Here is a 26,060-nt window from a genome sequence, read left to right as displayed (position 1 = left end):
TTTTCGCCAAAGCGAGAGCGGACAACGTTTTGGTGAGTTGGTACAAAACTTGCATAGGTTGCCAATGCCGATTTGAAGGAAGGGAGAGAATGGCGTGGAAATTCGGGATGTGGTTGCCATTGTTACGGGTGGAGCTTCCGGATTGGGGGAAGCCACAGTAAGGAATGTGGTGGAGCACGGAGGAAAAGCAGCCATTCTTGATCTGGATCTCGAACGGGGGTACGCACTCGCCAGCGAGCTGGGGCGTGAGCAAGCCCTGTTTGTACAGACGGATGTGACGAGCGAGGCGAGCGTACGCGAGGCGATTGACCGCGCAGCAGGAGCCTTTGGCACCATTCATGCGGCGATCAATTGCGCGGGCGTGGTCCTGGGGCAAAAGACGCTGTCCAGAAATGGTCCGCATTCGTTGGAGTCATTTGCCAAAGTCATCCAAGTCAATCTGATCGGCACGTTCAATGTAGTGCGCCTGGCGGTCGAGCAGATGGCAGGAAATGAACCTGCCAGCACGGGCGAGCGCGGTATCATCATCAATACCGCTTCTGTCGCCGCTTTTGACGGGCAGGTGGGGCAGGTAGCCTACAGCGCCTCCAAAGGCGGAATCGTCGGCATGACATTGCCATTGGCACGCGATCTGGCACCGTACGGGATTCGGGTGATGACGATTGCTCCCGGCTTGTTTGATACGCCGATGTTTGACAAGTTGCCGCGTTCTGTAAAAGACGCGCTGGGAGCAACTGCTCCTTTTCCATCGCGGCTGGGTCAGCCCGGCGAATACGCCAGATTGGTGCACAGCATTATTACCAACCCGATGTTAAACGGAGAGACGATTCGGCTGGACGGGGCGATTCGGATGCCGCCGAAGTGAGTGGAAGGGTGAAGATAGCGGGCAGGCTTGTTGGTTCAAGCTTTGTGTTTTGATGTGGTGAGAGGTTCTGTTTTTTATGGATGGTGAAAGTATGGGCTGTCTCCAAAGTCGATCTTTCGACTTCGAGACGCCTTTTTTGTTTGGCAGAGAACATTAGCGGGATTGTTCTTTTTGGACGCTTTTCATTCTTTTCCAAAATATAGGTGAAATTGATGAGGGAAAGTTTCGATACATACAAAGAAGTGATATAGATTAATCTTCCAAAATTCCCTTTAATAAGGATTTTGGAGAGGTTGCAGTCGTTATAGGCCATGGAGCACACGGGTAAAAAGACTGGCATTATGGAATGACTCGGAAAAAGCGAGCGTTTTCCTTCGCTGCGGGAACTGTGGGATGGACGGACGCCGGATGGAGGCAAGGCGTTGGAGTCGTTTGCGGTTGGAGCAGCACTGGGCGGAGTTTTTTCCGTAGGGACGTCCTGGTTGGCGAAAGGTGCCGAGAGGGTTAGCGGGGCGTTGAAGCGGGGGGCTAGTTCGAAGGTTGAGGGGACGGGTCAAGGTGTTGGAATTGGTTCGCGTACTGTTGAAGAATCATTAGAGAAAATAAATGAGATTCGAAAAGCTAATAAAATCGGTGGAAAAAGAAACATAGCTTTTGCTGAATATGAAATTAATGGATCAACAGGTGAGATTATTGGGGTTAGTGGTAAGGCAGAGCGAGCAGGAACAGCAGGAGTGCCCAATCAACGTAAGTTCGAGACGATAACAACCCCAGATGGTAATCCAAGAACCTTAGATGCAGAAGTGAAGATTCTAGAGGAATTAGCCTCCCAGTTGTCAAGTAACGCATCAGGGAAAGTTCATCTGTTCTCTGAACTACCATTTTGCCAATCGTGTTTAGGTGTGATAAAACAGTTTAAAGAGCAGTTTCCTAATGTTGAGGTTATAATAAGCCATGGACCAAGTAAAAGTAGGTGATATCAATGGATAAGAAAGAAATAGTCAGTCTATTGATTGAAAATAAAATTGCAAATGATAACGAAATTCAAGGTTTTACCACATCGGAAGTAGAACAATGTGAACAAGTATTAGGGTCAAAATTACCAAACCAATACCGAGAGTTTCTTTTGGCTATTGGTCATGATGCAGGGTTACTTTTTCAAGGAACTGATATATTATTTCGAAATGTAGATGATCTTTTAGAACTAAGAAAGGAAGCTGAAGATTTATTGGCGGAAAACGAAGAAACCTATATCTTACCAACGGATGCTTTTGTATTTTCTATGCATCAAGGGTATGAATTCAGTTTCTTTGTTATATCAGAAGGCAATGACCCTCCAGTTTATCAGTATGTCGAGGGGGACGGTCCTCCTGTTTTAGTTTGGGACAGTTTTAGTGCATTTCTAAGAAAATCAATAAATTCATGCGCTCAAGCTATTAAGGATGGGATCATTCCGTTGTAATGGTGGGGGATGCCGACTACTGCGCATCACGCACCGCCCAATTAGTGGGTGGGAGATAACAAAGCCAAGCAAATTTGATTTATTTTTCATATCCTGCCACCCAGATAGTGTGACGGGATGCGGTAATCTAATCGAATGCATTAGGAATTTTGTGTAAGCCCATTTACACCCCCGACAACAAAATCGCACATTAAAACCAACAAACCAATCTCTTGATCCCCTCCAACAGGAGCTGTCCAGACAGTCAGTCAGTGTGAACTAACTGCTGGACGCCCCCATTTTCCATAAACTTGTGCCCGCCTCTCAAGCACGCCCACCCCAAACCAAGCAACCCTTCCCCCACTCACACAGCCCCTGCCTGCCTCCGCATCATCTCCCTGCGCACAAAGCCATACTGCTCGTACAGTCCATGCGCATCCCGCGTAGCCAATGTCATATTCGTATGACGAATCGCCGGATGTTGGATGACGATCTCCATCAGCCACTTGCCAAGCCCTTTTCCCCGATGCGCCGGATCGACGAAGACATCGCACACCCAGGAAAAAGTCGCGTAGTCCGTCACGACCCGGGCGAATCCAACCTGTCCGCTCTCGTGGTGCAATCCGAAGCAGAGCGACTGCTGGATGCTTTTGCGCACGATCTCGCACGGACGCTCGCTGGCCCAATAGGTGGTAGCCAGCCACGCGCAAATTTTGTCCTCGTCGAGCAAAGCCTTGTCATCGCTTATCGTATATGGCCATTCGCCGTGCTTCCATTCCATCTGTACCCCTCCCACTTTTCTGTTTACTGCCTGACTTACGATTCACTATACTGTAAGGAACAAAAAGAGAGCTACGCCAAAAAAGCGCATCTGTACCCACACAGAGCGGAGAAAGGGGGACAGGATGGTGACAAAATACGAAGCAGTAAAGCGCGAGATCAAGGAGCAACTGGCGACGGGCAAAATACGGCCGGGAGAGAAGCTGCCTTCGATCCGCACAGCTTCGGTGCTGTGGAATTGCAGTATCAACACGGCGATCCGGGCCTATCAGGAGCTGGAAAAAGAGCACCTGATCTACTCCGTGCCAAAAAGCGGCTATTACGCGGTGCTTCGCTCGCAAAAAAGCGCGCGCCCCTCAGAGGAGCACATTGATTTTTCAGCGGCGAGTCCCGATCCGGAGGTCATGCCGTACAAAGACTTCCAGCATTGTCTCAACCGCGCCATCGAGCTGTACAGGGAGCAGCTTTTCACCTATTGCGATCCACAAGGCTTTGCCTCTTTGCGCCGCGAATTGGAGAAGCATCTCGCCAGTTCGCAAGTATTCGCGCATCCGTCGCAAATCTGCGTCGTTTCAGGCGCGCAGCAAGCTTTGCACCTGCTTGCCTCGATGCCTTTTCCCAACGGAAAAAGCGCGGTGCTGGTTGAACAGCCCACGTTTCACGGCATGCTGCGTTCGCTGCGGCTTCTGGGCGTAACGGCGCTCGGGATCGCGCGGACTGCGGCAGGCATCGACCTGGACGAGCTGGAGCGACATTTTCGCAACAATCCGATCAAGTTTTTTTATACGATGCCGCGCTATCACAATCCGCTCGGGACAAGTTATGCGGCCGAGGAGAAAAAACAAATCGCCAGGCTCGCAAAGCGCTACGGGGTATTTGTCGTCGAGGACGACTACCTGGCTGACATGGAAACGAAGGCGAAGGCCGATCCGATCTACAGCTACGATTCAGCGGGACACGTCATCTACGTCAAAAGCTTTTCCAAGATCATGCTGCCGGGACTGCGACTGGCTGCGGTTGTGTTGCCGCCGTCGCTTGTGGAGACGTTTCGCCTGTTCAAAGCCTCGATTGATTCCAGCACGTCGGTCCTGTCCCAAGCTGCTCTTGAACTGTACCTGAACTGCGGCATGTACGAACGTCATGCGGCGATGGTCAGGGAGCGCTACCGGGAGCGGATGGAAGCACTGGATGCAGCATGCCGCCGCCATCTGGACAAAAGTTTGGGCTTCCGATATGTCGCGGCGCACGGAGGAATTTTTACGACCATCGTCCTGCCGGAAGGGATCGCGGCCTCCGACATGACCGCGGCCTTGCAGCAGCACCATGTACGGGTGTGCTCCACGGAGCAAAACTACTTGCCGAGCTTTGCTGGCGACAACGGGCTGCGCCTCAGCATCATTCAGACGGATGCCGCCAGGATCGACAGAGGAATGGCGCTCATGGCCGAGGCCGCCGCCGCGCTTGCGCAAAAACGGGAAAGGGACAGGCGGCGAGTCATCGACTGGCGGTGAGTTTTCACCGTTTCATTCGCAGCGGGGATGCGCTGGGCGAGGCACTCCTGGACCACGGGCTTGCTGCGCCCCGCCAATCCACCCGCAGACTGCAAGTTCCACACGCGCCGCTCGCAGGCGATGGAGATGAGCACCGGGCAGGCCCCGGCTTTTCGCAAGGGAAGCCCAAAGTAAGCCGGGACAGATTCGTCGCCTGTCATCTGGTCTGGCTTCTGCGAAAAAGGGAAGCAAAGGCATTGACCAAAAGAGACAGCGTATGATAAACTCGATATAAATCATAGTAAGCATATCGGTTTTTATTGAATAGCTGATCGGACTACCGAAGGCTCCTGTGCAAGCAACCAGCATGTCTTGTTGGGCGGGAGTCTTTTCTGCTATCAACCGTAAAAAGAGGTGAAGTACCCACACAACCACACAGCGTGCAAAGGCAATGGACATACATGGATACCCGCGATACCGGATTTGCGCAGCCTCTCGAAGCCCCGGCTCTCATTGACAGAAAAGGGGAGCGAGAGGTATCATTAGGGAACAAAACAAAGTAAATGGGTAGGAATAATACACAATGATTTTTTCGCAAAAAACAGGGAGGGAGTGACCACCATATGACAAAGAAAGAAACTGCCCTGGATGAACGGTTGTGGGAAAAAATCGCGCGTGCATTGGACAGCTTGGAATACGGTTCCATTCATATCGTGGTTCACGATTCGCAGGTGGTTCAGATCGAGCGGACCGAAAAATACAGGCTCCCTGCTGAAAAGGCGAAAGACGAAGTCAAACAGGCACGAACAGGAAGATAGCAGCGACAGACAGGCAAATGGCACATGACAGACTGATACTGACGGGAGAATAGAGAGGAGGAGCTTTGTTATGGCAGGCGTTCTTGTAGTAGGTGGAGATCGGGTAGGGGAAATCGAGAGCTTGTTGCAGGATAAAGGGTTTCGCAATGTATATCACGTATCCGGCCGGAAAAAATCGGACGTAAAGGCGACGATTCCTGCCGACACGGAGCTGGTTCTCGTCTTTATCAACTTCGTCAGCCACAGTCTCAGCAAAAACATCAAGAAGCTGGCGAAGCAAAAACGCGTCCCCATCGTGTTTTGCAGACGGTCGTGTGACGCGGTTTCCATGTACCAGCCGGCGGTCAGCCAAATCAGTTGAATATTCTTGAGTGCACAGAAGTATTCCATGCTGGGTTGGATACTTCTTTTTTGCGTTTTGCCGCGCGATTGTGCATAAGGAGTGCAGGCATATCAATTTTTATTAATGTGCGAGAAGGAACCTGTCCCGGTTTAGCGAATTGTCCTTTGGTTGGGAAAATATGGTGAAGGGCAAGAGGGAAACATGAGTGACGAAGAGTGGGTTTCGGTCAGGGACAGATGGCTGTCGCCATTGCTGATTGCTGCGGAGGAAATCGTGGAGCTGCATATGAACGAGATGTTTGCATACGGAGAGCCGGTTTCCCGCTACTATCGCAAGTTTCAGCAGCAGCAGCGGATGGGGATTCACGGTTTGCTGACGGAAGCGGTGCAGCAACTGTTCGCGGAGGAGGGTGAGTACACGAAGTATTTGCAGGAGCTGCCGAGAAAGTCGTACGTGTTGGGGGAGAAGTGGGCGGAGCAAGAAATCCCGCAGCAAGTGCTGCTCCAAGCGATGTACAACCTCCGCCACCATGCGTATGAGGGCGTACGGCGAGCCTGCACGGAGGCACAGGCCAGAGAAACGCTGTTGTCGCGCCTGCACGAAGTGTTAAGCGTGCGCTACCACCACATGATGCGCGGATACATGGCCAGCAAAGATCAGAAGATCAGCCATTTGCACAAGCAAAAACTGGGGATCATCGGGCAGATGGCTGCCGGCATGGCGCATGAGGTGCGCAATCCGTTGACGACCATCTGCGGCTTTCTGCAGCTGATGCGAAAAAGTCTGGAACAGGAGAATCCTTCTGCAGCAGACAGGGAGCGCTTTGTCGAGTACATTCAAATTTGCCAGCACGAGGTGCAAACGTTGGACAAGCTGGTCACGAGCTTTTTGATTTTGGCCCGCAAAAATGAAGCGGTGAACAACCGCAATGAAATCGTCGAGCTGCATCCGCTGCTGGATCGGGTGCATGAGCTGGCCAAGCATTACCTGGTTGAAAAAGATGTGAACTTGTATTTTCATTATTGGCCTGAGCCTGTCCGGGTTTGGGCAATTCCGGACCATGTCGAGCAAATTTGCCACAACCTGATTCAAAACGCAATGGACGCAGTAGCGACAAACGGAATTGTCCGGGTCCACACCAGCTTGTTGGCATCCGAATCTACGGTCTGCGTGACGATTGAGGACAACGGCTGCGGTATTTCCGAGCAGCGCAAGAAACATTTGTTTGAACCGTTTTATACGACAAAGGAAAAGGGTACGGGTATCGGCCTTTCTGTCTGCAAAAAGCTGATCGAGGAAATGGGCGGACAGATCGAGGTGTACTCGACAGAAGGGAAAGGGACAAGGGTTGAGCTGCGTTTGGCCGCCGTCGTTTCGGCGGAATCTGCTTTCCTTGCCAGATGAAACGAAGGATACACACGAAAAAACAGGCATAGCTGCATGGCATGCCTGTTTTTTCGTGTAAGAAAAGTCAGCTCACAAAAAGACACCGATAATCGTTGCGGATAAAACAGAGGCGAGGGTCGAGCCAAGCAGCAGCTTCAAGCCGAATTTCGCCACGACATCGCCCTGTTTTTCGTTCAATGCCCGCACAGAGCCTGTAATGATGCCGATGGAGCCGAAGTTGGCAAAGCTGACGAGAAATACCGAGACAATACCGACCGTTTTCGCAGACAGGCTGCTGGCGATTTCCTTGAAGTCCAGCATGGCGACGAATTCGTTCGTGACGATTTTCGTTGCCATGATACTGCCAGCGGTCACGATCTCCGCCTGGGGAATCCCCATCAAAAAGGCGACAGGAGCGAAAATGTACCCGAGCACGTCCTGGAAGGAAATGCCGAAGATCAGCAAAAACAGCTCGTTGACCAGATTCATCAGGGCGATAAACCCGATCAGCATTGCCCCGACGATAACGGCGATTTTCAACCCGTCCACGATGCTCTCGCTAATCATCTGGAAAAAGGCAGGTCTTTCTGCTTCTTCCTCAGGCTCGATCAAGTCCTCTTCCGCTGTCAGCTCATACGGGTTGATGATGTTCGCCACGATCAGCGCCGACAGGATGTTCACGACGATGGCAACGACCACGTATTTTGGCTCCAGCATGGTCATGTACGCCCCGACGATGGCAATACTCACCGCGCTCATGGCAGAGGTGCACAGCGTATAGAGACGCTTGGTGGAGACGAGCCCGAGCTGCTTTTTCGTCGTCAGAAACACTTCCGATTGGCCGAGAAAAGCAGAGGAGACAGCGATGTAGTTTTCCAGTCGGCCCATTCCGTTCAGCTTGCTCAGCACGAAGCCGGTGAAGCGGATGAGCAGCGGCAAAATTTTGAAATGGTTCAAAATCCCGATCAGTACGGAGATAAAAATAATCGGCAGCAGCACATCGAGGAAGAAGCTGGACGCGCCGTTGTTTTCCAGTCCGCCAAACACGAAGTCCACCCCGCTGATCCCCAGCTTCATCAACGCATCGAAGCCTTTGGAAATAAGCAGAATCAGATCAATCCCAAGCCCGGTATTCAGCAAAAGAAAAGCCAGCACGAGCTGGGTGGCGATCATGATGAGAATCGGCTTTAGCCGGATAGCTCTGCGATTATGGCTGAGCGCAAAACCCAGACCGAACACAAACAGGAAACCCGTCAACAAAAAAACGACATTCATTGCTACTTTTCTGCCTCCCAATCATTTACAAATATCTCATGCTGCGTAAAGTACACGTCCCTTTCTGGCCTGTGGAGCCGCTTTCAAAGCGTTTTGAAAGAGAAGTGCAACGATTTTGAATTTTAGTTACTACTTATGGAGTAACCCTTTTTCGGACTTTTACCAGCATACATGGAAGGCAGACGCCTGTCAATTCGGCAAGGCTCAGTGGCTTTGCGGCTAACTATGCTTTATCATAGAAAATAAATAACCAGTTGATACGGGCAGGAGGAAGCATGCTACAAAAATTTGGTTTTTCGCAGTATGAAAGCAAAGTTTTTGAGGCGCTGGTGTCGAGCGAGGAACCGTTGGACGCGACGAAAATCGTGAAGTATTCCGGCGTGCCAAAAGCAAAAATATACGAAGTGCTGTCGCGCATGATCGAAAAAGGCATGGTGCTGGATTCGGTATCGGAAAAGAAAAAGCTCTACAGCGCCTTGCCCCTGCCGCTTGCCATCGAAAAGCTGACAGCCGAGTTTCAGGACAACATCAAGCAGTTGAAAATCCAGTCCCGCAAAAAATCCTACTCCGAGGATTTGGTTTGGAGTCTGAAGGTTGAAACGTCGATTCGCGTGCAGAGCAAGCAGATGATCCAGGAAGCGAAAAGCTCCATCCGCATCTCGGCGTGGAAAGACGATCTGGTCGAGTATTTGCCGCTTCTGGAACAGAAAGAAGCGGACGGAGTAGACGTGGAAGTGCTCGTCGTCGGATCGCTGAAGCCGAATATCGCCAAAGTGCATACGCTGATTCCGGCAGCAGAGCACCACACCCTGGAGCGCTTTCGCCTGCTGATTATCGACGAGCGCGAAGTGATTTTTGCCTGTGAGGAAAACCAGTCGTGGCAAGCGATCAAGACAATGTCCAAGCCGTTTGTCAAAGTATTTACGGAATTTTTCTACCACGACCTCGCCCTGGCGAAAATCAGCCGGAAGCATTACGATTTAATGATGAATGACGACGAGATCCGAAGCATTTTGATGCAGCTTCGTTATTGAATATTGAAACTGACAGCGTTGAAGGCGGGCATGCTCACTAACCTCGCCGCCCTGCCGCGAAATCTGTTTGCCATCCCAAACGTAAAAATCCCGACTTCTCGTTATCCACGCGAGAAATTGGGATTTTTTCAGTCTGACGCATTCCCGGTCAGGAATGATGCCGCTCTTCTGCTGTGGCTTGCGCCTTTGTTTTGTGCACCGTTCCGCGAGGATGATGGGGCGGCGCATAGATTGAGTACAGCTTTAAAGGCTCATTTCCAATATTGATGATGTTGTGCCACGTTCCTGCCGGGACCATTACGGCAAAGTCGTCATTCAGTCTGACCTGATAGTCCAGCCTGTCTCTTCTTGGCCCCATTTGCACAAGCCCGTGGCCCTCTTCGATGCGCAGGAACTGATCGGTGTCCGGGTGGATTTCCAGGCCAATGTCCCCACCTACAGGAATACTCATCAGTGTGACCTGCAAATGGTTCCCTGTCCACAGGGCGGTGCGGTAGTTGGGGTTTTGTTTTGCAGCTTCATCGATGTTAATCGCCAGGGGATGAGGCCCGTAGTCTTTCAGTTCAATGTGATTCCTGCCGCCTTCCCATCTTGTATGCAAGTGGGAGTAAGGCAAAAACCAGTACGGCTCCCAATACGGATGATTCCAACTGACAGGCAGGACACCGGATTGCCAGGGATGGTGATAATACACAGGATACATGGTGCTGCTCCTTTCAAGAGTATTGCCCTTGCTGATTACCATATGCGAATGCCTACCTAATGTGTGCGGGAGCCAGATAATTGCTGTAACGAGAGCACTCACCATCCCAAAGAAGCTTGCCGGCCAAGTATTGCCCAAAAGCTGGGCCTTGCCGCTGAGCGGTACCTTGCCAGTAAGCCCTCCTGCTTTTATTGGAGTGCCGCAGAAGGGCCGTCCAGCAGAACGAAGTTGTTAATATATGCATCCGGCTTGGAAAAGAGCAGGGTGATGGAGCGAGAGGCAAAGTCGTAATAATACAGGCCATTCAACGCCCCCTCTACCGGAGCAAGGTGTTTGGGCGGGTTTTGCAAGGTACCCGCGAAGTAAAAGCCTTGTTTGTCAAAAGACAGACAGATTTCCTCAATTTTTCCCAGTTCGGGAAGGTCCAGCTTCTCTTTTTTTCCGGACTGCAAGTCTTGCAAGAAGTTTTCCCGATGCTTATGCACCATGGGCGCACTGCGGATCAAAGCAAGTGCAGTGTCCTTTGAGACGGAAAAGGAAGGAACCACTTCTTGAGCCTTGTACACTTCGCGAAGAGATGTTCCATTGAGATCGTACTCTATAACCCGGTGGGTAGCAGCTACAACGTCATCCGCCTGTGTTTCATTTGCCTTCTCCATGTTTTTGCTGACTTCTGCAAACGAATACTGGGTGGCATACAGCTTGCGGGTAAACGGGTTATAGGATAGTGATCTTACGGACGTATCGTTATCCTCTGGCTTCATCCAGAAGGTGAGCTTTTTGGTGCCGAGATCATAGGAGGCGAGCTGGACAACGTCTTTTTCCTGTTCCGCGGTTGCCAAAATGACCTTGTCGCCAGTCGGGATGATGGAATTGATGGCAAACAGCTCGCTGGTCAATGCTTCCTTTTGCTTCGTCTTGAGGTCGAGCTTCACCAGTTGATCTGATCCATTGGCATCGCGTTCCGCATAAAACAATACCTCATTTTTCAGGTCGATGGCCCCGAGCGGGTATTGGGCGCTATCGGGTGTCTCTGCCACCTGCTGCAACGTCTTCGTATCGAGCTGGTAGGTAAAATAAAGGTTTGTTCCATGCGGCGTAGTGGTGGTGATCGACAGGTAAGGGGAGCTGTGTTGTTCAGGCTGGGAAGGAGAGGAAGTCTCCGAAAGGGGGGACGGCGTTTGCGAACACGCTGTCAGTCCCAAACAAATCACTAACACAAGTATGCTGCGTAACAAATTGGTCATCCGGGTGTGCTCCTTTTTCGTTCATTGAAAGAAGAAAAGCGTCTGAACGAGCAGACGCTTATGATAGAGAGTCTTCTCCTTCTCCCATCACGTTTTTATCAGTGATCGTAATTTTGATCTCATCGTTATTGCCATAGATGTAATCTCCGTTTTTTCTGTGAATTCATAGGGGTGTACGTGCATCTGGTTGTTTTCATCAAAGGTAATAATGGTGCCTGGTTCCATCGTTTCCGGGATTTTATCCGTCGGCATCTCGCTATGTTTTATGGCGGCCGTCACGATAGAAGGCGTGGCCACAAATGGGACAGCAATAGCAGGGACTGCGAGTAGAACAGGAAGATTTTTTCATAATTCATCTCTCTTATCTGTAAATCAATTCCATTTTATAGCGGAACAAACAGGACTTGTTGCAAAAAGTGATATATTAACAAAAATGTAACATTTATTGCTTTTCTCTAATCTACCTTTTTAATAGCGATGGTTGCAGTTACGTCAAATACGCCCAGCAAAAAAGGACCTGCGTTTGCAGATCCTTTCTATGTGTCTATTTTGCTGCTTACTCGGCGACAACAGCCTCCAGCGCCATGACAATCATGTCGTTGAACGTCGTCTGCCGCTCTTCTGCCGTTGTTTCCTCGCCCGTAAAAATATGGTCGCTGACTGTCAGGATCGACAACGCGTTGACGCCGTACTTCGCGGCAAGCGTATAAAGCGCCGTCGTTTCCATCTCCACAGCCAGCACCCCGTAGTCGCCGAGCTTTTTCACCGGCTCCATGCTCTCCCGATAAAACACATCAGCCGTCAGCACGTTGCCGACCCGCACGGGCAAGCCTTTGTCCACACCTGCGTTGTACGCTTTTTGCAGCAACTCAAAATTGGCGCACGGCGCATAGTCGAAGCCGGGGAACGTCAGTCGGTTCATGTTCGAGTCCGTGCATGCCGTCATGGCGATAATCACGTCACGCACATGCACGTCTTTTTGAATGCCGCCGCACGTTCCGACGCGAACCAAATTTTTCACGCCGTAATCGCGGATCAGCTCGTTCACGTAAATCGAGATCGACGGAACGCCCATGCCTGTTCCTTGGACTGATACCCGTTTTCCTTGATAGGTACCCGTAAAGCCGAGCATGCCGCGCACCTGGTTGTAGCAGGTCACGTCTGAGAGAAACGTCTCGGCGATGTATTTGGCCCGCAGCGGATCACCCGGCAGCAGGATGCTTTCTGCAATTTCACCTGGTTTGGCTTGAATGTGTGTACTCATGAAAAGGCCGTCGCGCGAGCGAGTCGCAAGCAAAGGATCACTCCGAAAGCGCAACGGCGTTCACCTCCTTAAATGGGAATAGACTGACCAAGCTTGGCGGAAGCCGGTCTTGTAATGGAAAAAACAGCGCAGCCAAAGGCAATCAGCACGAAAATGCCGCCTACCCAGGCCGTATCTGTGACCGAATGATGCTCAACGACAAAGCCGCCGACCGCCGAGCCGAGCGCAATGCCGATGTGCAGGGCGGACGTGTTCAAGCCTTGCTGAATCTCGTACGATTCGGGAGCCGTCTCGATCAGGTAGTTTTGCTGTGCAGGCGTGATCGCCCAACTGAGCATGCTCCAGACAATCATCGTGACGAGGAACAGGTAGAGCGAAAACGTCACTGCCGGAATGAGGAACATCACGACAGCAAACGAGGCGATAATGACCAAAATGCTTTTCGTCGAGCCAAGCTTGTCTGCCGCCCAGCCGCCAACACCGCCGCCGAGCACAGCGGAGATGCCGAAAATAAAGTAGACGATGCTGACCCAGCCGGAAGACAGGTGCAAAGCCGTTTTCAAAAACGGAGTGAAATAGGCGTACAACGTCAAATGCCCGGTCAGCATGAACACGGACGTCAACTGCGCACTGATGATCTTCGGCTTTTTCAGCGTCAAAAGCTGCTCCCTGAGCGGAATCGTCGGCCGTGCCGGGATTTTTGGCAAAAAGGCGGAAATGCCGATCATGGAGACGAGCGTCAAAAGCGAGATGAGCAAAAACGGCGCGCGCCAGCCAAATGAATGGCCGATGACAAGGCCAAGCGGCACCCCCAGCACGAGCGAACCGCTCACGCCCATGAAAATGACCCCGATCGCTCGCGCCCGGTACGCTTCCTGGACGATGGAGGAAGCGATGGTGATGGACAGCACGATAATCAAGGAACCGCTTGCTGCGGAAAGGATTCGCCCAAACATCAGGATCGAATAATGAGGACTGAGCCAGGAAATGACGTTTCCGGCAAGAAAAACAGCCAGGGCCCACAAGTACAATGCTTTTCGCTCTGTCTTTGCCGTTATGGTCAGCAAAATCGGAGCAGATAGCGCAAAGACAACGGAAAACATCGTAATCAGCCAGCCTGCCGTGCTGATGGAGACTTGCAAATCCTCCGCTATAATGTCCAAAATGCCGCCGATAATCAGCTCTACCGTTCCTACCACAAAGGCGGCGATGGCCAGGATGTAAATTTTCATGTTCACGGTGGCGAGCAAACCTCCCTTTTCAAAATGGTTACTACGATTATAGTAACCCATGCTGAGAGCAATAACAACCACTATCGTAGTAACCTTTCATATGATTAACAATATTTGACAATAAGGTTGGCAGGCTCATATAGTAGTAAAGGAAAAAAGAGAGGAACGAGGGGAATTTTCTTTGGGGAAACTGTTTTTGTTTTCTGCCTTGTGGTGGCTGATCGGAAATCCATTTATCGCCATGTTCGTTGTTTTGCTGGTACTCTACTTTCTGGACCGGTACTTTGTCCGGCTTTTGCCTGACATCACCAAGCCGTATCGACGCTGGCGAAGACTGGGGGCTTTGCGCTCGCAGCTCAGGCTGAATCCGCACGACACGCCTGCCAAGCTGGAAGCGGCCCGTCTGCACATGGAAAAGCGGCAGTACGCCGAAGCGCTCTCCTACCTGGAGGGGATCACGGCGGCCATGCAGGACTCGCCCGAATATTTGTGCGACAAAGGAATCTGCTTGCTGAAAACAGGGCGGATGGAGGAAGGGCTGGAGCTGATCGGACAGGCACTGGAGCTCAATCCGCGCGTCAGATACGGGGAGCCGCATCTGATTGTCGGGGAAGAGTACGCAAAGCGCCAGCAGCGGGAAAAGGCGCTCGAATATTTGGAAGAGCTGGCGAAGATGAACATGTCGTCGTGCGAGGTGTACTTCAAGCTCGGCGTGGTGTACGATGAGCTGCAGCAAAAAGAGAAGGCGAAGGCGTCTTTTCGCGAGGCGACAGAAGTATACCGGGGATTGCCCGCCTACAAGCGCCGGACGGAAAGACGCTGGGCGCTGCTTTCCTGGCTGCGAAAAACGTTTTGATATTCAAAAATGCTGTTTGTGGCTGCCAAGTACGGCAGCCATTTTTTGCTTTGTTTTTCGCCCGCGCTCCTATACAATTATCCCTTAAACAAGGAAAGCGCGTGTCCGCTGCTTTGCTTTTGCAATCCATAACCGAACCGTTCATAATAGAACCAATACATTCAGGATGTGATACTGCTTGCAAATCATTGTCTATGACCTGGAAACAACACTCACCTATCAACGAGACAAGATTCCGGAAATTATCGAGATCGGAGCGGCAAAAATTGTGCCCGGAAAAAACGGTGTGGAGGTAGACACCTTCCAGCGCTACACGTTTCCGGCCATCGAGCGCAGAATCACGGAGCGCACCCGCAAATTCATCGGCCTGGACAAAGAGAACATGCCGACGTTCATTCCGTTTCGCAAAGCTTTCAACGACTTTCTGGACTGGATCGGTACGGATACGGACTACTACCTGTGCTCGTGGGGCCAAGACGACAAGCGGCTGATGATCGAGCATTGCGCCCGCTTCGGACTGGCCTTCAACTGGCTGCGCAACTACAACGACATCCAGCCAGCAATCAGCATGCTGCTCGCCGACCGCAAGCAGATGAGTCTCAAAGACGCGATTGATGCAGCGGGCATCGTTCAGGAAGGAAGACTGCACTCAGCCCTGGTCGATGCCATCCATACAGCGCATCTGTTAATCAAATACAACAAGACGGTCCAGCTCACACAAAACACGCCCGAGCAAAACTACAACCTGTCCAGCTCGCTGTACGTGACGTGCCGTTCCTGCAAAAAGCTCAAATACTACACCGCTTTTGGCCGAAAAAGCAAAAGGTGCCATGCGTGCCTGCAATATAAAAAGCAGATGGAGGAAGCGGCAGAAGCGACAGCCGCGAAGCAGAGCTAGCACGCAGGCGACGAGTAGCTACCGATGCCTGTCTTCGGCGGTGCCATAATCCGGCCCCCCTGCCAAAGCTGCAAAAAAAAAATGCCGCAGGTCCGCATCAAGGACCAAAGCGGCATTTTTTTCGTTTTATACACCAAGCAAAAGCAAAATAATCGACGTCAGCGAAAAGCACATGCTGATTAAGCAGAGAAACGCCACGACCTGCTTTGGATTCAGCCCCGTGCGCAGCAGGCGGTAATGCACCTGGCTGGCGTCAGCCTGGTAGATCGGCTTGCCTTGCACGAACCGTTTTGCCACGACAAACAGGTTGTCGAAGATCGGCACACCCAGCGCCAAAATCGGGATGAACAGCGACAGGACTGTTGCCTGCTTGAAGGCTCCGTCCAGCGCGATTACGGCGAGGATAAAGCCGAGAAAAGTCGCCCCTGCGTCTCCCATGAAAATTTTCGCGGGCGGCTTGTTGTAGCGCAAGTAAGCGAGAGCGACGCCGATCAGGCTGATCGCCATGATGGCGGAAGTTGTCTGTCCTTTGACGAGGGCGACGACGAACAGCGTACCGGCAGAAATGGCAGTCAGCCCTCCGGCAAGCCCGTCCATGCCGTCCGAGAAGTTGATAACCGTCGTCACACCGAAAATCCACAAGATCGTGAGGATGAACTGAAGCCATTCCGGGAGCAGGATGTATTCTCCGCTCAGCGGATTGTAAAAGCCGGAGAAGCTGATTCCGGACAAGTACACGATTACGGCGGCGGAAATCTGCACGATCATTTTGGGCAGAGCAGAGAAGTCCTTGCCCTGCGTTTTGTACCAGTCGTCAATCGTACCGATGGTAATAAGAAGCAGCGAGCCGATCAGCACGGCAATCGTCTGTCCCGGTGATTCCTTGGAAAACAGCAGAAACGATGCGGCGAAGCCGATGAAGATCGCATAGCTGGCCGTTAGCGGAATCGGCTCCCGGTGAATCTTGCGCTCGACGTCTTTTCGAGGCTTGTCTACAAAATCGAGACGAAACGCCAATTTGGCCAGCGGCGGAATCAACACCATGACGATTGCAAACGACAGCAAAAACGAAATCGCGTATGTAATCATGACCATCTCCTACGAAAAGACAGCTTTTTTTGAGACAAGTCTATTATAGGAAGGATACCAGATTTTGTCGACTCTTGCCGGGAAAGCGGGGGAGGTACCAAAAAAAGTTGGTACTTATTTCATGCACCGTGAAAAAATATAATCCCTTTTTAGGAGGGATCAGGATGAAATACATGGCCATATGGTTCATCTTGAGCATTATTTTTTTGCTGTTATGGACGACAAAAGGGATAACGGTCTGGGTCAAGGCCGCAGTAACCGTCTATTATATCGTGCTGTCGTACGTGTTCATCGCACGCAAGGAGGCGATTTACGCGGAGTATCATACGTTGCCGGTGCCGGAGCAATTTTGGGACAACAATTCGGCGTGGGTCGAGTCCACGCAAGGTTTTTTCTTTATTCCGTTTCTGCTCCTGCTGCTGTTCAACTACTACGGTTGGTTCCAGGCTGCCCAAGGAACGGCAAAAAAATGGGGGATCGCGCTCACGCTTGTTCCGGCAGCGGGTGTGTATGCCTGTCTTTTTTTCACCTTCAGCATGTACGGGTATCGTCCATAACGGTCGGTGCTTACGTTTCTCCGCAACAGTGCTGCAGAATGATCTCGCAGCGAAAAGAGCGGACAAAGCGGCGTACATGTTTTTTCTTTTCATTTGACAAACCGACCGCCGGTTTGTATAGTGAATCGTAAGGAAATCACTTCCATGTCCATTTTCTACAGGAGGAGACCATGTCATCGATTCATCAAAACCCCAGCTTTCAATTGCTGTTGACGGCGACAGAGGAATTGATTCTGGAAAAAGGATGCCAGCAGACGACGTTGCAGGACATCATGAAGCGCTCCGGCTTGTCCAAGGGCGCGATCTACCATTACGTAAAAAGCAAGGATGAACTGTTCGGCCTGCTGTTGCAAAGACGTTTGGCCGCCATCAGCCAGCAGTTTTACCAAACTGTAAAAGAAGGGGGAGGCGAATTGACGGGACCGCTTGGGATTATCTCGCAGGGCTTGGGGCACATTCACGACCCGCGGGATGTGACGAACCTGATCCTGATTTACTTGCTGAGCAAAAGAGAAGACCCGGTCATTGGCGACATGCTTGCCAAGATGCACGAGGAGAGCATCCAGACGTCGAAGGAATGGATCGAGGTGGGGCAGCGGGCGGGCGTCATTCCTGACACGCTCGATGCGGAGAAGGTGGCGATTTTTTTCACGATCATTACGTACGGCATCCGGATGAAGACGCAAATCGCGCCGAATGCGAGCGGGCTGACTGTCGATGAAGTGCATCAGATCATGTATCAGACACTGACCAAGGGTTAACCGAGGGGGGATCATCACTATGCTATTTTTCTCGATTTTCAAAGTGATTCACGTGATCGCCGGATTTACCGCGTTGCTTGTATTTTGGCTGCCAATCGCCACCAAAAAGGGAGGAAAGGCGCACGCGCGCTCCGGCTGGGTCTACGTGTACGCAATGGGAGCAGTCGCGATCTCGGCCCTTTACATGGGTATCTGGCGGATCGGTTTCGACCCGGACAAAACGGTTGAGTCCGTCGCCTTCGCCTGGTTCCTCATTTTCATCTCGATTTTAAGCTCGGCGACAGCCTGGTACGGGATTCGCGTGCTGCGGTACAAAAACCGCCAAGCGGCGCATCGCCAGCTGGTCGACCTGCTGTTTCCGGCTTTGCTGGTCGCCTCGGGTGCAGCCATGAGCCTGTACGGAGCGATCATCGACTTTACTCTGCTGACCTGGTTTCCGTTTATCGGGATTTTCCTTGGCACGACGCAGCTGGTGTACTGGCTGCGGCCGCCGGGACGAAAGCTCCACTGGTGGTTTGAACATCTGGGAGGTATGCTCGGCTGCTGTATCGCAACGATTACGGCCTTTACCGTGTTCGGTGCGCCGCGCCTGCTCGGCCTAAGTTCTGTTCACCCGCTCGTCTGGTTTATGCCGACAATTGTCCTCGTCCCCTGTATCATTGGCTTTTCCCGCTATTACCGCAAAAAATTCAACTCGTCCAAAAGCGCATGACTTTCGTCCGCAAAGCTTCCTCCATACAGGGGCTTTTGCACACGAATTCGGCGGCGTCTGGCTCAAGAAGCAGACATACACGCATAAGAAAAACACCTTCAAGATTGTCCCCGGATCTTGCGAAATGATCGGGCTGTCTTGAAGGTGTTTTCCACAGGCAGAGATTACGCCGTGCGCTTGTGCAAACAGCAAGTCGATTTCCTGGAAATGAACTTGCGATCAATCAAAAATGCCGTCAGGAAAGCAAGAGCGACAGTAAGCAGCAGGTGCGCATAGGTCATGAGAGGAAGCGCGCTGCCTTCCAGCTTGATATTGTCGGAGCGGTATTCCAAACGCTTTACGCCATGCCCGGCTGTCAGCAGGTCTTCCTGCTTGGCAAGGTCTTCCAATGGCGCTTCAAACACGTAACGGTCGGGAGAATCGGCGTGAATGAGCAGAGTCACATCCGCCTTGCCTTTTTCATTCCAGAACTTAATGTCTTCGCGAGCGAGCGAAGGTGCGTCGCCGCCAGGGATAATCATTTTATCCAATTGTGGCGCATCCTCGATGGTGTGTCGTGCCACGATGTTGAGGTGATGCTTGGTCAAAATCGGTGTCATCGTCCGCGAAATGGTCCTGACGCGTGTCGTTCCTGTGTCTGCATACGAGTCAAAGATCGAAGACAGGGCCAGTTCTTCCATGCCGTCATAGAGCAGCACGCCCATTTGCTTTTTCTGCCAGCGGAATGTGCTATTCAAAATGTAGGTGGAAAATTTGTAGTCGAGAACAAACGGTTCCACTTTTGGATTCGCGACAAATTCGTAATTCGGATAGCTGATTTGTTTGGCGATGCTTGCTGCTGTCGGTTCGTCCACTTGCTGCGAGATGAGGTGAAGCACCGCATCGATCCCAGCCGTTTGACCGGATGAAGTCAGCGTATTTCCTTCGTGGACATATCTCACATCTTCTACCCAAGTCGTATCCGGGTAGAGTGCGCGCAAGGACGGAATGGCTTGCCAGTGAGACGCAGCCGATTTTCCTTTCAGCAGACCGGCATCAGCCAGGTTGCCTGAACCCCCGCAAATGCTCAGGAAAGTGGTATCGCTGTTAGCGTGTTTTTGAATCCACTCGCGAGTAGGGGCATATATCGCTTCATCAATAATCGGCATGAACGGGACTACGATTACCTCAGGGTTTTTCCCCAACAGCGCATCCAGCTCTGCATACGTGTAGTGCGGGGCGACATCGAGCCCGCCTGACAGCGGTTTGAGGTTTTTGTCGGGCGAGACCGCATAGACATTGTACGCTTCTGTCATCGCGAACAGCGTGTACGGAATGAGAAAGTCGAAATCCTCTGTTGTAATCGAAGAATCTGCCATGACGACTGCAACGGTAGGTTTCGCCGGATCATGAGGGGGAATGGTGACGCCTTCCAGGGAAGGAACGGGCTCTTCGCGAAGCGCCTTGTAAAATTCCTTCTGCGTATGGGAATATCCAAGGAAGCCAAGACCGCCTACAAAAACAACCAGACTAAGCAGATACACCGCCAAACGCAACAAAACTTTTTTCACTTTCGATTCCTCCTGTTTACGATACCCTTGTAGGGTAATCAGCTTCTAAGAGGAATATAAAACAGCTGTGTGAACTGAATATGAACGGAAACAAAAAAAGAAAAAACCGCACGCTGGCGGTTTTTACTGCGGCAAGGTCACTTCAAACGTCGCTCCTTTTCCTGCTTCCCCTAACACCCGAATGCTTCCCCGATGCCCGTCAATGATTTGCTTCACGATGGACAACCCAAGGCCGTTTCCTTTTACAGCAGAATTGCGAGCTTTGTCGACTTTGTAAAAAGGCTTGAATATGTGATCTCTTTCTTCTTCCGGAATGCCGATTCCGTTATCGGTAATGGAAACGATGCACTGATTGCCTTTCTCGACGGCCGTAATTCCAATCGTGCCGTTGACCGGTGTGAATTTGATGCTATTGCTCAGCAGGTTGATCCACACCTGGCTAAGCTGGTCCTCGTCCGCTTCGATCATGAGCGGATCCAGATGAAGGTCGAAGTCGATCTGTTTGGTTTCCCAGTGTGGAGCCAGCGCAATCACGACCTTGCGGATCTGCTCGTCGAGGCGGTACGTTTTGAGGCGTAGCGGCATGTTCTCTTGTTGCAGTTGGGATAATTGCAGCAAATTTTGGCTCAACCGGGACAGTCTCTCGCTTTCTTCCTCGATAATGGTCAAATAGCGAAGGCGGTTTTCCTCACTTACTTCCTTGTGCTTCAACGCCTTGGTGAAACCGGAAATCGAAGTGAGAGGGGAACCGATCTCATGCGAGACGTTGGAGACGAAATCCCGCCGCATTTGGTCCAGCATGCCAAGCTTTTTGGCCATCTGGTTGAAGCTGGCGCTCAGGATTCCGATCTCGTCTTTGCGCTTGGTAGGTACTTCAACGGTGAACTCTCCTTCGGCCATTCGCCGGGTGGCTTCGGTCAATTGCACAATCGGCTTGACCAGGTAACGGGCGGCGATGAGAATCAAAAAGCTTCCGATAAACAGGATTAAACCGTACAGCAAATGAATCGAATTCATCAATTCTACGTCAGCGCTGTTTCGTTTCAGCGTCACGAACAAGGCATAAGGCTGTCCGTCCTCCTGAAGAGGCAGGCCAATGACAGGAAGGGCAACTTCATGGGAAGCAGAGATGTCGATTCGCTGCAGATCGGTTACTTTTTCGCCAGCGAGGACACGGGCGACATCGCGAGGCTCCACCTGCAACGAGGTTCCTTGCTCGGCGAGAAGCGGGTCGCCTTTTGCGTTGTAGAGCTGCGCATGGGTTAGGGAAAGCCCCGACAAGTGCTGCATAAGCGGAACCAGCTCTGCGGTGGGAGTGGATTGGTAGGTGGCGATCATTTGGTTTCCGTTTTCGATGAGCATGTCCCGGACGATGCCTTTGGCGCGTTCTTCATACAGCCAGCTCGTAATGAGAAAAGCCGTCATCAGGCTGAGCATGACGATTCCGACGAATACGAGCACGACCCGGGTATAGAGCGATTTCATTGCGCTGTTACCTCCAGTCGATAGCCCAGACCGCGAATCGTCACGATGCGAAATCCGGATTCGGCTTCGGGAAACCGCTCGCGAAGCCGCTTGATATGCACATCTACCGTTCGTTCGTCCCCTTCATAATCGAGCCCCCAAATTTGTTCGATCAATGTTTCGCGGGTAAACAATTGCCCGGCATAGTTGCCCAGTTTGTACAGCAGTTCAAATTCTTTCATGGGAATCGTTTTGGTCTGTCCGTCTTCGTATACCACCAGATAGCGGGAACGGTCCAACGAAAGATGGCCAAGCGTTATGATGTTGGATACCGAGATGCGATACCGCTTGAGCAGTGCCTTTACACGGAGCACCAGCTCTACGGGATCAAACGGCTTTACCAGATAATCATCGGTCCCCAGCTTGAAACCATGAATGCGGTCCTGCGTCTCGCCTTTGGCGGTAATCATGATGATCGGCATATCGCCAAACTCCCGTAGCTTGGAGCATAGCTCCCAGCCGTCCATTTGCGGCATCATGATGTCGATAACCGCCAAATCCACGGCATGATTTTCCGCGTATGCCAATGCGTCAGCTCCATTTGTTTTTTCTACAATGTCGAACCCCTCGTCTTTTAAGTACAATGCGACTAGCTCTCGAATGTGCGGGTCGTCATCGACCACCAATGCTCTTGGCACGCTTATCCGCTCCTTTCCGTTCTGCCTGTCAGGCTCGTCATGACAGCATGTGTACTTTTACTATAGGGCCATCTGTTTCTGGGAACAAGTAGCAAGCCTTGGCCTCTGGCTGTTTGGCGCCTGGCAGAAAACGCTGCTAGAAGACCTTCCGCTGATATTCCTCTGACAAATCTCCTGTACGCTAAAAAGAAAAACAGACAAGGAGCGTGTCACGATGAGAGACAATAGACTCGGACGGATCGCAGACAACCTGATTTCGTACAGTCTGGATGTACAGGCAGGGGAGCATATCTTGATTCGGGTGGTAGACGAGGGCGAACTGCTGGCAGCGGAGCTGGTCAAGCGTCTGTATGCAAAAGGAGCTTACCCGCACCTGCGTTTTATCCGGCCGCGCGTCGAGCGGGAGTGGATGCTCGGGCTGACAGCAGATCAGCTTGCACAAGTCGCCGAGTGGGAAAAAGACATGTGGAACGGCATCGACGGCTACATTGGCATTCACGGTGAGATGAATGACAGCGAGTATAAAGACGTGCCGGAGGAAAAGCAGCGTTTGCTTGCCGAAGCCTTTAAAACCATGGCGCACCGCGTCGACAATGAAATCAAAGGCATCCGCATTCATTACCCGACGGCGGCAGCCGCGCAAAAGGCTAACATGAGCACCGACGCTTTCGAGGACTTTTTCTTCGATGTCTGCTCGTTTGATTACCGGAAAATGGCCAGGGAGAGCAAGCCGCTGTACGAGCTGATGGACAAAACGGATCGGGTGCGGATCGTGGGGCCGGGAACCGACCTGACTTTTTCCATCAAAGGAATCGGCACACAGGTGGCGGTCGGCAAGCGGAACATGCCGGATGGGGAAGTGTACACAGCGCCAGTGCGCAACTCGCTCCACGGAACGATCCAGTACAACACGCCAAGCCGCTACAAGGGAACGGCTTTTGACAACGTGCGCTTCACGTTTCGCGAGGGCAAGATCGTCGAGGCGACGGCGAATCATACCGAGAAGCTGAACGAAATACTGGATACGGATGAGGGCGCGCGCTACATCGGAGAGTTTGCAATTGCGTTTCACCCGCACATTTTGCATCCGATTGGCGATATTTTGTTCGATGAAAAAATTGCCGGGAGCTTTCACCTGACGCCGGGGCAGGCGTACGATTGTGCGAATAACGGCAATCGCAGCACGATTCACTGGGACTTGATCTCGATTCAAAGGCCGGAGTACGGCGGCGGGGAAATCTGGTTTGACGACGTGTTGATCCGCAAAGACGGCAAATTTGTACACGACGCTCTGCTCGGGCTGAATCCGGAGCAGTTGATGTTGTAGCACGCCGGCAGTCATGCGAGTGTTCCTGGAAAAGAGCCTGGTCGGAAAAGACGAGCAGGAATATGTTGCTCCATGCCAGAAATATACGCATAGGTATCAAAGAGAGAACAAGGGAGCTGGTAGCGTGGCTGTACGTGCAGAGGAAACGGTCGTCGGGTTTGTAGGAACGGGCGTCATGGGCAAAAGCATGGCTGGACATTTGTTGCGGGCAGGTTATCGGGTGCTCGTGTACACGCGCACGAAGGCAAAAGCAGATGAGCTGCTTGCGGCAGGAGCCGTCTGGAAGGAGCGGGTAAGCGAACTGGCTGCGGAAGCCGATGTCATCATTACAATGGTCGGATACCCGTCTGATGTGGAAGAAGTGTACTTTGGCCCTGAGGGCATCATTTCGCATGCCAAGCCGGGGACTTTTTTGGTAGATATGACAACTTCGAAGCCTTCGCTTGCCAAAAAAATATACGAGGAAGCGAAAAAGCATTCGCTCCATGCGCTGGATGCTCCCGTGTCCGGCGGCGATGTAGGAGCGCGGGAAGCAAGGCTTGCGATCATGGTCGGCGGCGATCAGGATGCGTTTGATGCGGTGGCGCCGCTGCTTGCGGTCATGGGCAAGAACGTCGTCCTCCAGGGCGGTCCTGGTGCCGGGCAGCATACAAAAATGTGCAACCAGATCTGCATCGCGACCAATATGATCGGCGTGTGCGAAGCGATTGCCTATGCGAAAAAAGCGGGATTGGACCCGGCGCGCGTATTGACGAGCATCGAAGCGGGAGCGGCGGGCAGCTGGTCTTTGTCCAATCTGGCACCGCGGATGATTGCGGGTAATTTCGCACCGGGCTTTTACATCAAGCATTTTATCAAGGACATGAGCATCGCCCTGGAAGCGGCAGAGGAAATGGGACTGCTGACGCCCGGACTTTCGCTGTCCAAGTCGCTCTATGAGGAACTTGCGGAAAAAGGCGAGGCGGACAGCGGCACACAGGCGCTGATTAAATGGTTTGAACGCGAGTAGCAGCAGTTGCTTGCACTGACAAATAGGAGGAACAAAAAAGGAGCCCGCACGAGAAGGGCTCCTTTTGCATGAGTGTTACGCGAACAGCCGGGGATAAAGCTTGCAGTCCGTTTTCCTATTCGACATTGACCCGCGCGTCCAGCACTTCTTTGGCAACAGGTTTGTCTTTGGACAGCGGCGCTCCCGCTTTTTTTACTTCCAAAATATCGAGCAAAAACACAAACGAAGGAATTCCCACGATCAGTCCCCAGACGCCGAAGAAGTGCTCGGAGAAGATCAGGACGACAAACGTGTAAAAAATCGGCAGATGAGTCTTCGACGCCATCAGGCGAGGGTTGAGGACGTAAGCTTCCATGGCGTGAATCAGCATGATAAACACCAGCAGGTAGATCACCGTAGTCAAGCCGCCGATGCTGAAGGCGATGGCGCTGAGCGGAATCAGGGAAATAATCACTCCGGCCACGGGGATCAGCCCGAGCACGAACACCATCAGCGCCAGGCCAAACAGGTTCGGGAAGCCGAGAATCCACAGACCGATCACAGTGAACACGGTGTTGAACAGGGCGATCAGCAGTTGGGTTTCAATGACTTTGCCAAAGGTCATGATAAACTTTTGGCTAAAATATTCAATCTCGTTGTACAGCCACGACACTTTGCTGGTGCGGAACTGCGCCGTAAACGCGATCACATTGTCCTTGCTCAGCAGGAAGAAGAGGCTGAGCAAAAGGGCCAGAAACAGATTGAAGCCCATGTTCTTGACGACCGTCAAAAAGTTAAGACTGCCTTGGACGAGTCCTTTCATGTCGAGCTTGTCCAGGGCGGACATGAGATATGGGGCAATCTCGTTATGCTGGTTCTCCCGCACTACATGCTCGATGAGGTGGATCAATTGCCCGGTCTGGTGAATCAGGGCCGGGAAAGCTTTCATCCCCCCGCCAACGAGGAAGGCCGTCAACAGCGCGTAAAGGGCGATGAGAATCAATTTGGGATGGACGGGCACGAGCTTGTGAATCGCCTTGGTGAGAAACAGGTGCAGCCGATCCATCAAAAATGTGACGAGAAAAGTGAGCAAGACTACATTCAGCATGCTTCCGAGCGAGTAGAGCAGCAAGCAAAACAACGCCAAAATACCGAAACGCCTGAAATCCTTATTTTGCAAGACGGTGAGCAGATTCATGGGAACATCCTTTCCGATTTCGAAACGCGCTATAGTTTCTATGCTAAGCTTACCGCAACGATGGGCATTTCGTGTATCTTTTTT

The 26,060-nt window shown here is 51.9% G+C and carries 27 protein-coding genes; 16 read left to right on the top strand and 11 right to left on the bottom strand.

Annotation, left to right across the window (positions count from 1 at the left end; translation table 11 throughout):
• Positions 1-94 precede the first annotated feature (94 nt).
• The 3 genes from EDM57_RS01840 (at position 95) to EDM57_RS01830 (ending at position 2,327) form a co-directional block, all read left to right on the top strand.
• Entirely contained in the window at positions 95-865 is a 771-nt protein-coding gene (locus EDM57_RS01840) for a 3-hydroxyacyl-CoA dehydrogenase (protein WP_122903080.1), read from the top strand.
• Between the two features lie 422 nt (positions 866-1,287).
• A complete protein-coding gene (locus tag EDM57_RS01835; RefSeq protein ID WP_170163348.1) occupies positions 1,288-1,842 on the top strand; it encodes a deaminase domain-containing protein in 555 nt (184 codons plus the stop codon).
• A gap of 5 nt (positions 1,843-1,847) precedes the next feature.
• On the top strand, positions 1,848-2,327 hold the full coding sequence (locus tag EDM57_RS01830) for an SMI1/KNR4 family protein (RefSeq protein ID WP_122903078.1): 480 nt from the start codon (positions 1,848-1,850) through the stop codon (positions 2,325-2,327).
• A 343-nt stretch (positions 2,328-2,670) separates the two neighbouring features.
• On the opposite strand, the gene EDM57_RS01825 is transcribed toward EDM57_RS01830, so the two are convergent.
• Positions 2,671-3,087 (bottom strand): GNAT family N-acetyltransferase, encoded by a 417-nt coding sequence (locus EDM57_RS01825; protein WP_122903077.1) that lies wholly within the window; start codon positions 3,085-3,087, stop codon positions 2,671-2,673.
• A gap of 124 nt (positions 3,088-3,211) precedes the next feature.
• Between EDM57_RS01825 and EDM57_RS01820 the strand changes: the two genes are divergently transcribed.
• The 5 genes from EDM57_RS01820 to EDM57_RS01800 all read left to right on the top strand — a co-directional run bounded on the left by EDM57_RS01820 (position 3,212) and on the right by EDM57_RS01800 (position 7,141).
• Complete coding sequence (locus EDM57_RS01820) at positions 3,212-4,597, top strand: aminotransferase-like domain-containing protein (RefSeq protein ID WP_122903076.1); 1,386 nt, start codon at positions 3,212-3,214, stop codon at positions 4,595-4,597.
• Positions 4,594-4,857, top strand: coding sequence for a hypothetical protein (locus tag EDM57_RS01815; protein ID WP_246005713.1), 264 nt, complete (start codon positions 4,594-4,596; stop codon positions 4,855-4,857). Before EDM57_RS01820 ends, EDM57_RS01815 begins: the two co-directional genes overlap by 4 nt.
• A gap of 342 nt (positions 4,858-5,199) precedes the next feature.
• Positions 5,200-5,394, top strand: a complete 195-nt coding sequence (locus EDM57_RS01810; RefSeq protein ID WP_122903075.1) for a YezD family protein — start codon at positions 5,200-5,202, stop codon at positions 5,392-5,394.
• A gap of 70 nt (positions 5,395-5,464) precedes the next feature.
• Complete coding sequence (locus EDM57_RS01805) at positions 5,465-5,755, top strand: DUF2325 domain-containing protein (protein WP_122903074.1); 291 nt, start codon at positions 5,465-5,467, stop codon at positions 5,753-5,755.
• Between the two features lie 183 nt (positions 5,756-5,938).
• Positions 5,939-7,141 carry a sensor histidine kinase gene (locus EDM57_RS01800; RefSeq protein WP_122903073.1) on the top strand — a complete coding sequence of 401 codons (1,203 nt, stop codon included), beginning with the start codon at positions 5,939-5,941 and terminating at the stop codon, positions 7,139-7,141.
• Between the two features lie 72 nt (positions 7,142-7,213).
• On the opposite strand, the gene EDM57_RS01795 is transcribed toward EDM57_RS01800, so the two are convergent.
• Entirely contained in the window at positions 7,214-8,398 is a 1,185-nt protein-coding gene (locus EDM57_RS01795) for a NupC/NupG family nucleoside CNT transporter (protein ID WP_122903072.1), read from the bottom strand.
• Between the two features lie 275 nt (positions 8,399-8,673).
• Here EDM57_RS01795 and EDM57_RS01790 point away from each other — a divergent pair, with 275 nt between their 5' ends.
• Positions 8,674-9,432, top strand: coding sequence for a TrmB family transcriptional regulator (locus EDM57_RS01790; RefSeq protein WP_122903071.1), 759 nt, complete (start codon positions 8,674-8,676; stop codon positions 9,430-9,432).
• Between the two features lie 148 nt (positions 9,433-9,580).
• Here the strand turns inward: EDM57_RS01790 and EDM57_RS01785 are convergent, their stop codons facing one another.
• From EDM57_RS01785 to EDM57_RS01770, 4 genes are all read right to left on the bottom strand, one after another.
• A complete protein-coding gene (locus EDM57_RS01785) occupies positions 9,581-10,135 on the bottom strand; it encodes a cupin domain-containing protein (protein WP_122903070.1) in 555 nt (184 codons plus the stop codon).
• A gap of 188 nt (positions 10,136-10,323) precedes the next feature.
• Complete coding sequence (locus EDM57_RS23615; protein ID WP_246005712.1) at positions 10,324-11,382, bottom strand: hypothetical protein; 1,059 nt, start codon at positions 11,380-11,382, stop codon at positions 10,324-10,326.
• A 556-nt stretch (positions 11,383-11,938) separates the two neighbouring features.
• A complete protein-coding gene (deoD, locus tag EDM57_RS01775) occupies positions 11,939-12,646 on the bottom strand; it encodes a purine-nucleoside phosphorylase (protein ID WP_122903178.1) in 708 nt (235 codons plus the stop codon).
• Between the two features lie 68 nt (positions 12,647-12,714).
• On the bottom strand, positions 12,715-13,878 hold the full coding sequence (locus tag EDM57_RS01770; protein WP_425455762.1) for an MFS transporter: 1,164 nt from the start codon (positions 13,876-13,878) through the stop codon (positions 12,715-12,717).
• Between the two features lie 181 nt (positions 13,879-14,059).
• Here EDM57_RS01770 and EDM57_RS01765 point away from each other — a divergent pair, with 181 nt between their 5' ends.
• Positions 14,060-14,734: a tetratricopeptide repeat protein gene (locus EDM57_RS01765; protein ID WP_122903068.1), complete on the top strand. Its 675-nt coding sequence runs from the start codon at positions 14,060-14,062 to the stop codon at positions 14,732-14,734.
• A 178-nt stretch (positions 14,735-14,912) separates the two neighbouring features.
• Positions 14,913-15,632 (top strand): 3'-5' exonuclease, encoded by a 720-nt coding sequence (locus EDM57_RS01760; RefSeq protein WP_122903067.1) that lies wholly within the window; start codon positions 14,913-14,915, stop codon positions 15,630-15,632.
• Between the two features lie 126 nt (positions 15,633-15,758).
• Here the strand turns inward: EDM57_RS01760 and EDM57_RS01755 are convergent, their stop codons facing one another.
• Complete coding sequence (locus tag EDM57_RS01755; RefSeq protein WP_122903066.1) at positions 15,759-16,727, bottom strand: MraY family glycosyltransferase; 969 nt, start codon at positions 16,725-16,727, stop codon at positions 15,759-15,761.
• Between the two features lie 158 nt (positions 16,728-16,885).
• Here EDM57_RS01755 and EDM57_RS01750 point away from each other — a divergent pair, with 158 nt between their 5' ends.
• The 3 genes from EDM57_RS01750 (at position 16,886) to EDM57_RS01740 (ending at position 18,751) form a co-directional block, all read left to right on the top strand.
• Positions 16,886-17,278 carry a hypothetical protein gene (locus EDM57_RS01750; protein WP_122903065.1) on the top strand — a complete coding sequence of 131 codons (393 nt, stop codon included), beginning with the start codon at positions 16,886-16,888 and terminating at the stop codon, positions 17,276-17,278.
• Between the two features lie 170 nt (positions 17,279-17,448).
• A complete protein-coding gene (locus EDM57_RS01745) occupies positions 17,449-18,039 on the top strand; it encodes a TetR/AcrR family transcriptional regulator (protein WP_122903064.1) in 591 nt (196 codons plus the stop codon).
• A gap of 19 nt (positions 18,040-18,058) precedes the next feature.
• Positions 18,059-18,751, top strand: a complete 693-nt coding sequence (locus EDM57_RS01740) for a DUF2306 domain-containing protein (protein WP_122903063.1) — start codon at positions 18,059-18,061, stop codon at positions 18,749-18,751.
• Positions 18,752-18,915: 164 nt separating this feature from the next.
• On the opposite strand, the gene EDM57_RS01735 is transcribed toward EDM57_RS01740, so the two are convergent.
• The 3 genes from EDM57_RS01735 to EDM57_RS01725 form a co-directional block, all read right to left on the bottom strand.
• Positions 18,916-20,301, bottom strand: coding sequence for a DJ-1/PfpI family protein (locus tag EDM57_RS01735; RefSeq protein WP_122903062.1), 1,386 nt, complete (start codon positions 20,299-20,301; stop codon positions 18,916-18,918).
• Between the two features lie 123 nt (positions 20,302-20,424).
• Positions 20,425-21,786 (bottom strand): sensor histidine kinase, encoded by a 1,362-nt coding sequence (locus EDM57_RS01730; protein WP_122903061.1) that lies wholly within the window; start codon positions 21,784-21,786, stop codon positions 20,425-20,427.
• Positions 21,783-22,463 (bottom strand): response regulator transcription factor, encoded by a 681-nt coding sequence (locus EDM57_RS01725; RefSeq protein ID WP_122903060.1) that lies wholly within the window; start codon positions 22,461-22,463, stop codon positions 21,783-21,785. Before EDM57_RS01725 ends, EDM57_RS01730 begins: the two co-directional genes overlap by 4 nt.
• A gap of 214 nt (positions 22,464-22,677) precedes the next feature.
• Here EDM57_RS01725 and EDM57_RS01720 point away from each other — a divergent pair, with 214 nt between their 5' ends.
• Both EDM57_RS01720 and EDM57_RS01715 read left to right on the top strand, forming a co-directional pair.
• A complete protein-coding gene (locus EDM57_RS01720) occupies positions 22,678-23,790 on the top strand; it encodes an aminopeptidase (RefSeq protein WP_122903059.1) in 1,113 nt (370 codons plus the stop codon).
• A 13-nt stretch (positions 23,791-23,803) separates the two neighbouring features.
• Positions 23,804-24,799 carry an NAD(P)-dependent oxidoreductase gene (locus EDM57_RS01715; protein WP_281274186.1) on the top strand — a complete coding sequence of 332 codons (996 nt, stop codon included), beginning with the start codon at positions 23,804-23,806 and terminating at the stop codon, positions 24,797-24,799.
• A gap of 115 nt (positions 24,800-24,914) precedes the next feature.
• On the opposite strand, the gene EDM57_RS01710 is transcribed toward EDM57_RS01715, so the two are convergent.
• Complete coding sequence (locus EDM57_RS01710) at positions 24,915-25,976, bottom strand: AI-2E family transporter (RefSeq protein WP_122903057.1); 1,062 nt, start codon at positions 25,974-25,976, stop codon at positions 24,915-24,917.
• Between the last annotated feature and the right edge of the window lie 84 nt (positions 25,977-26,060).

It is taken from the genome of Brevibacillus gelatini (genome assembly GCF_003710935.1).
Lineage (GTDB): Bacteria > Bacillota > Bacilli > Brevibacillales > Brevibacillaceae > Brevibacillus > Brevibacillus gelatini.
Note: the sequence above shows the minus strand (reverse complement) of the source record. Positions and strands in the feature narration are given on the sequence as shown.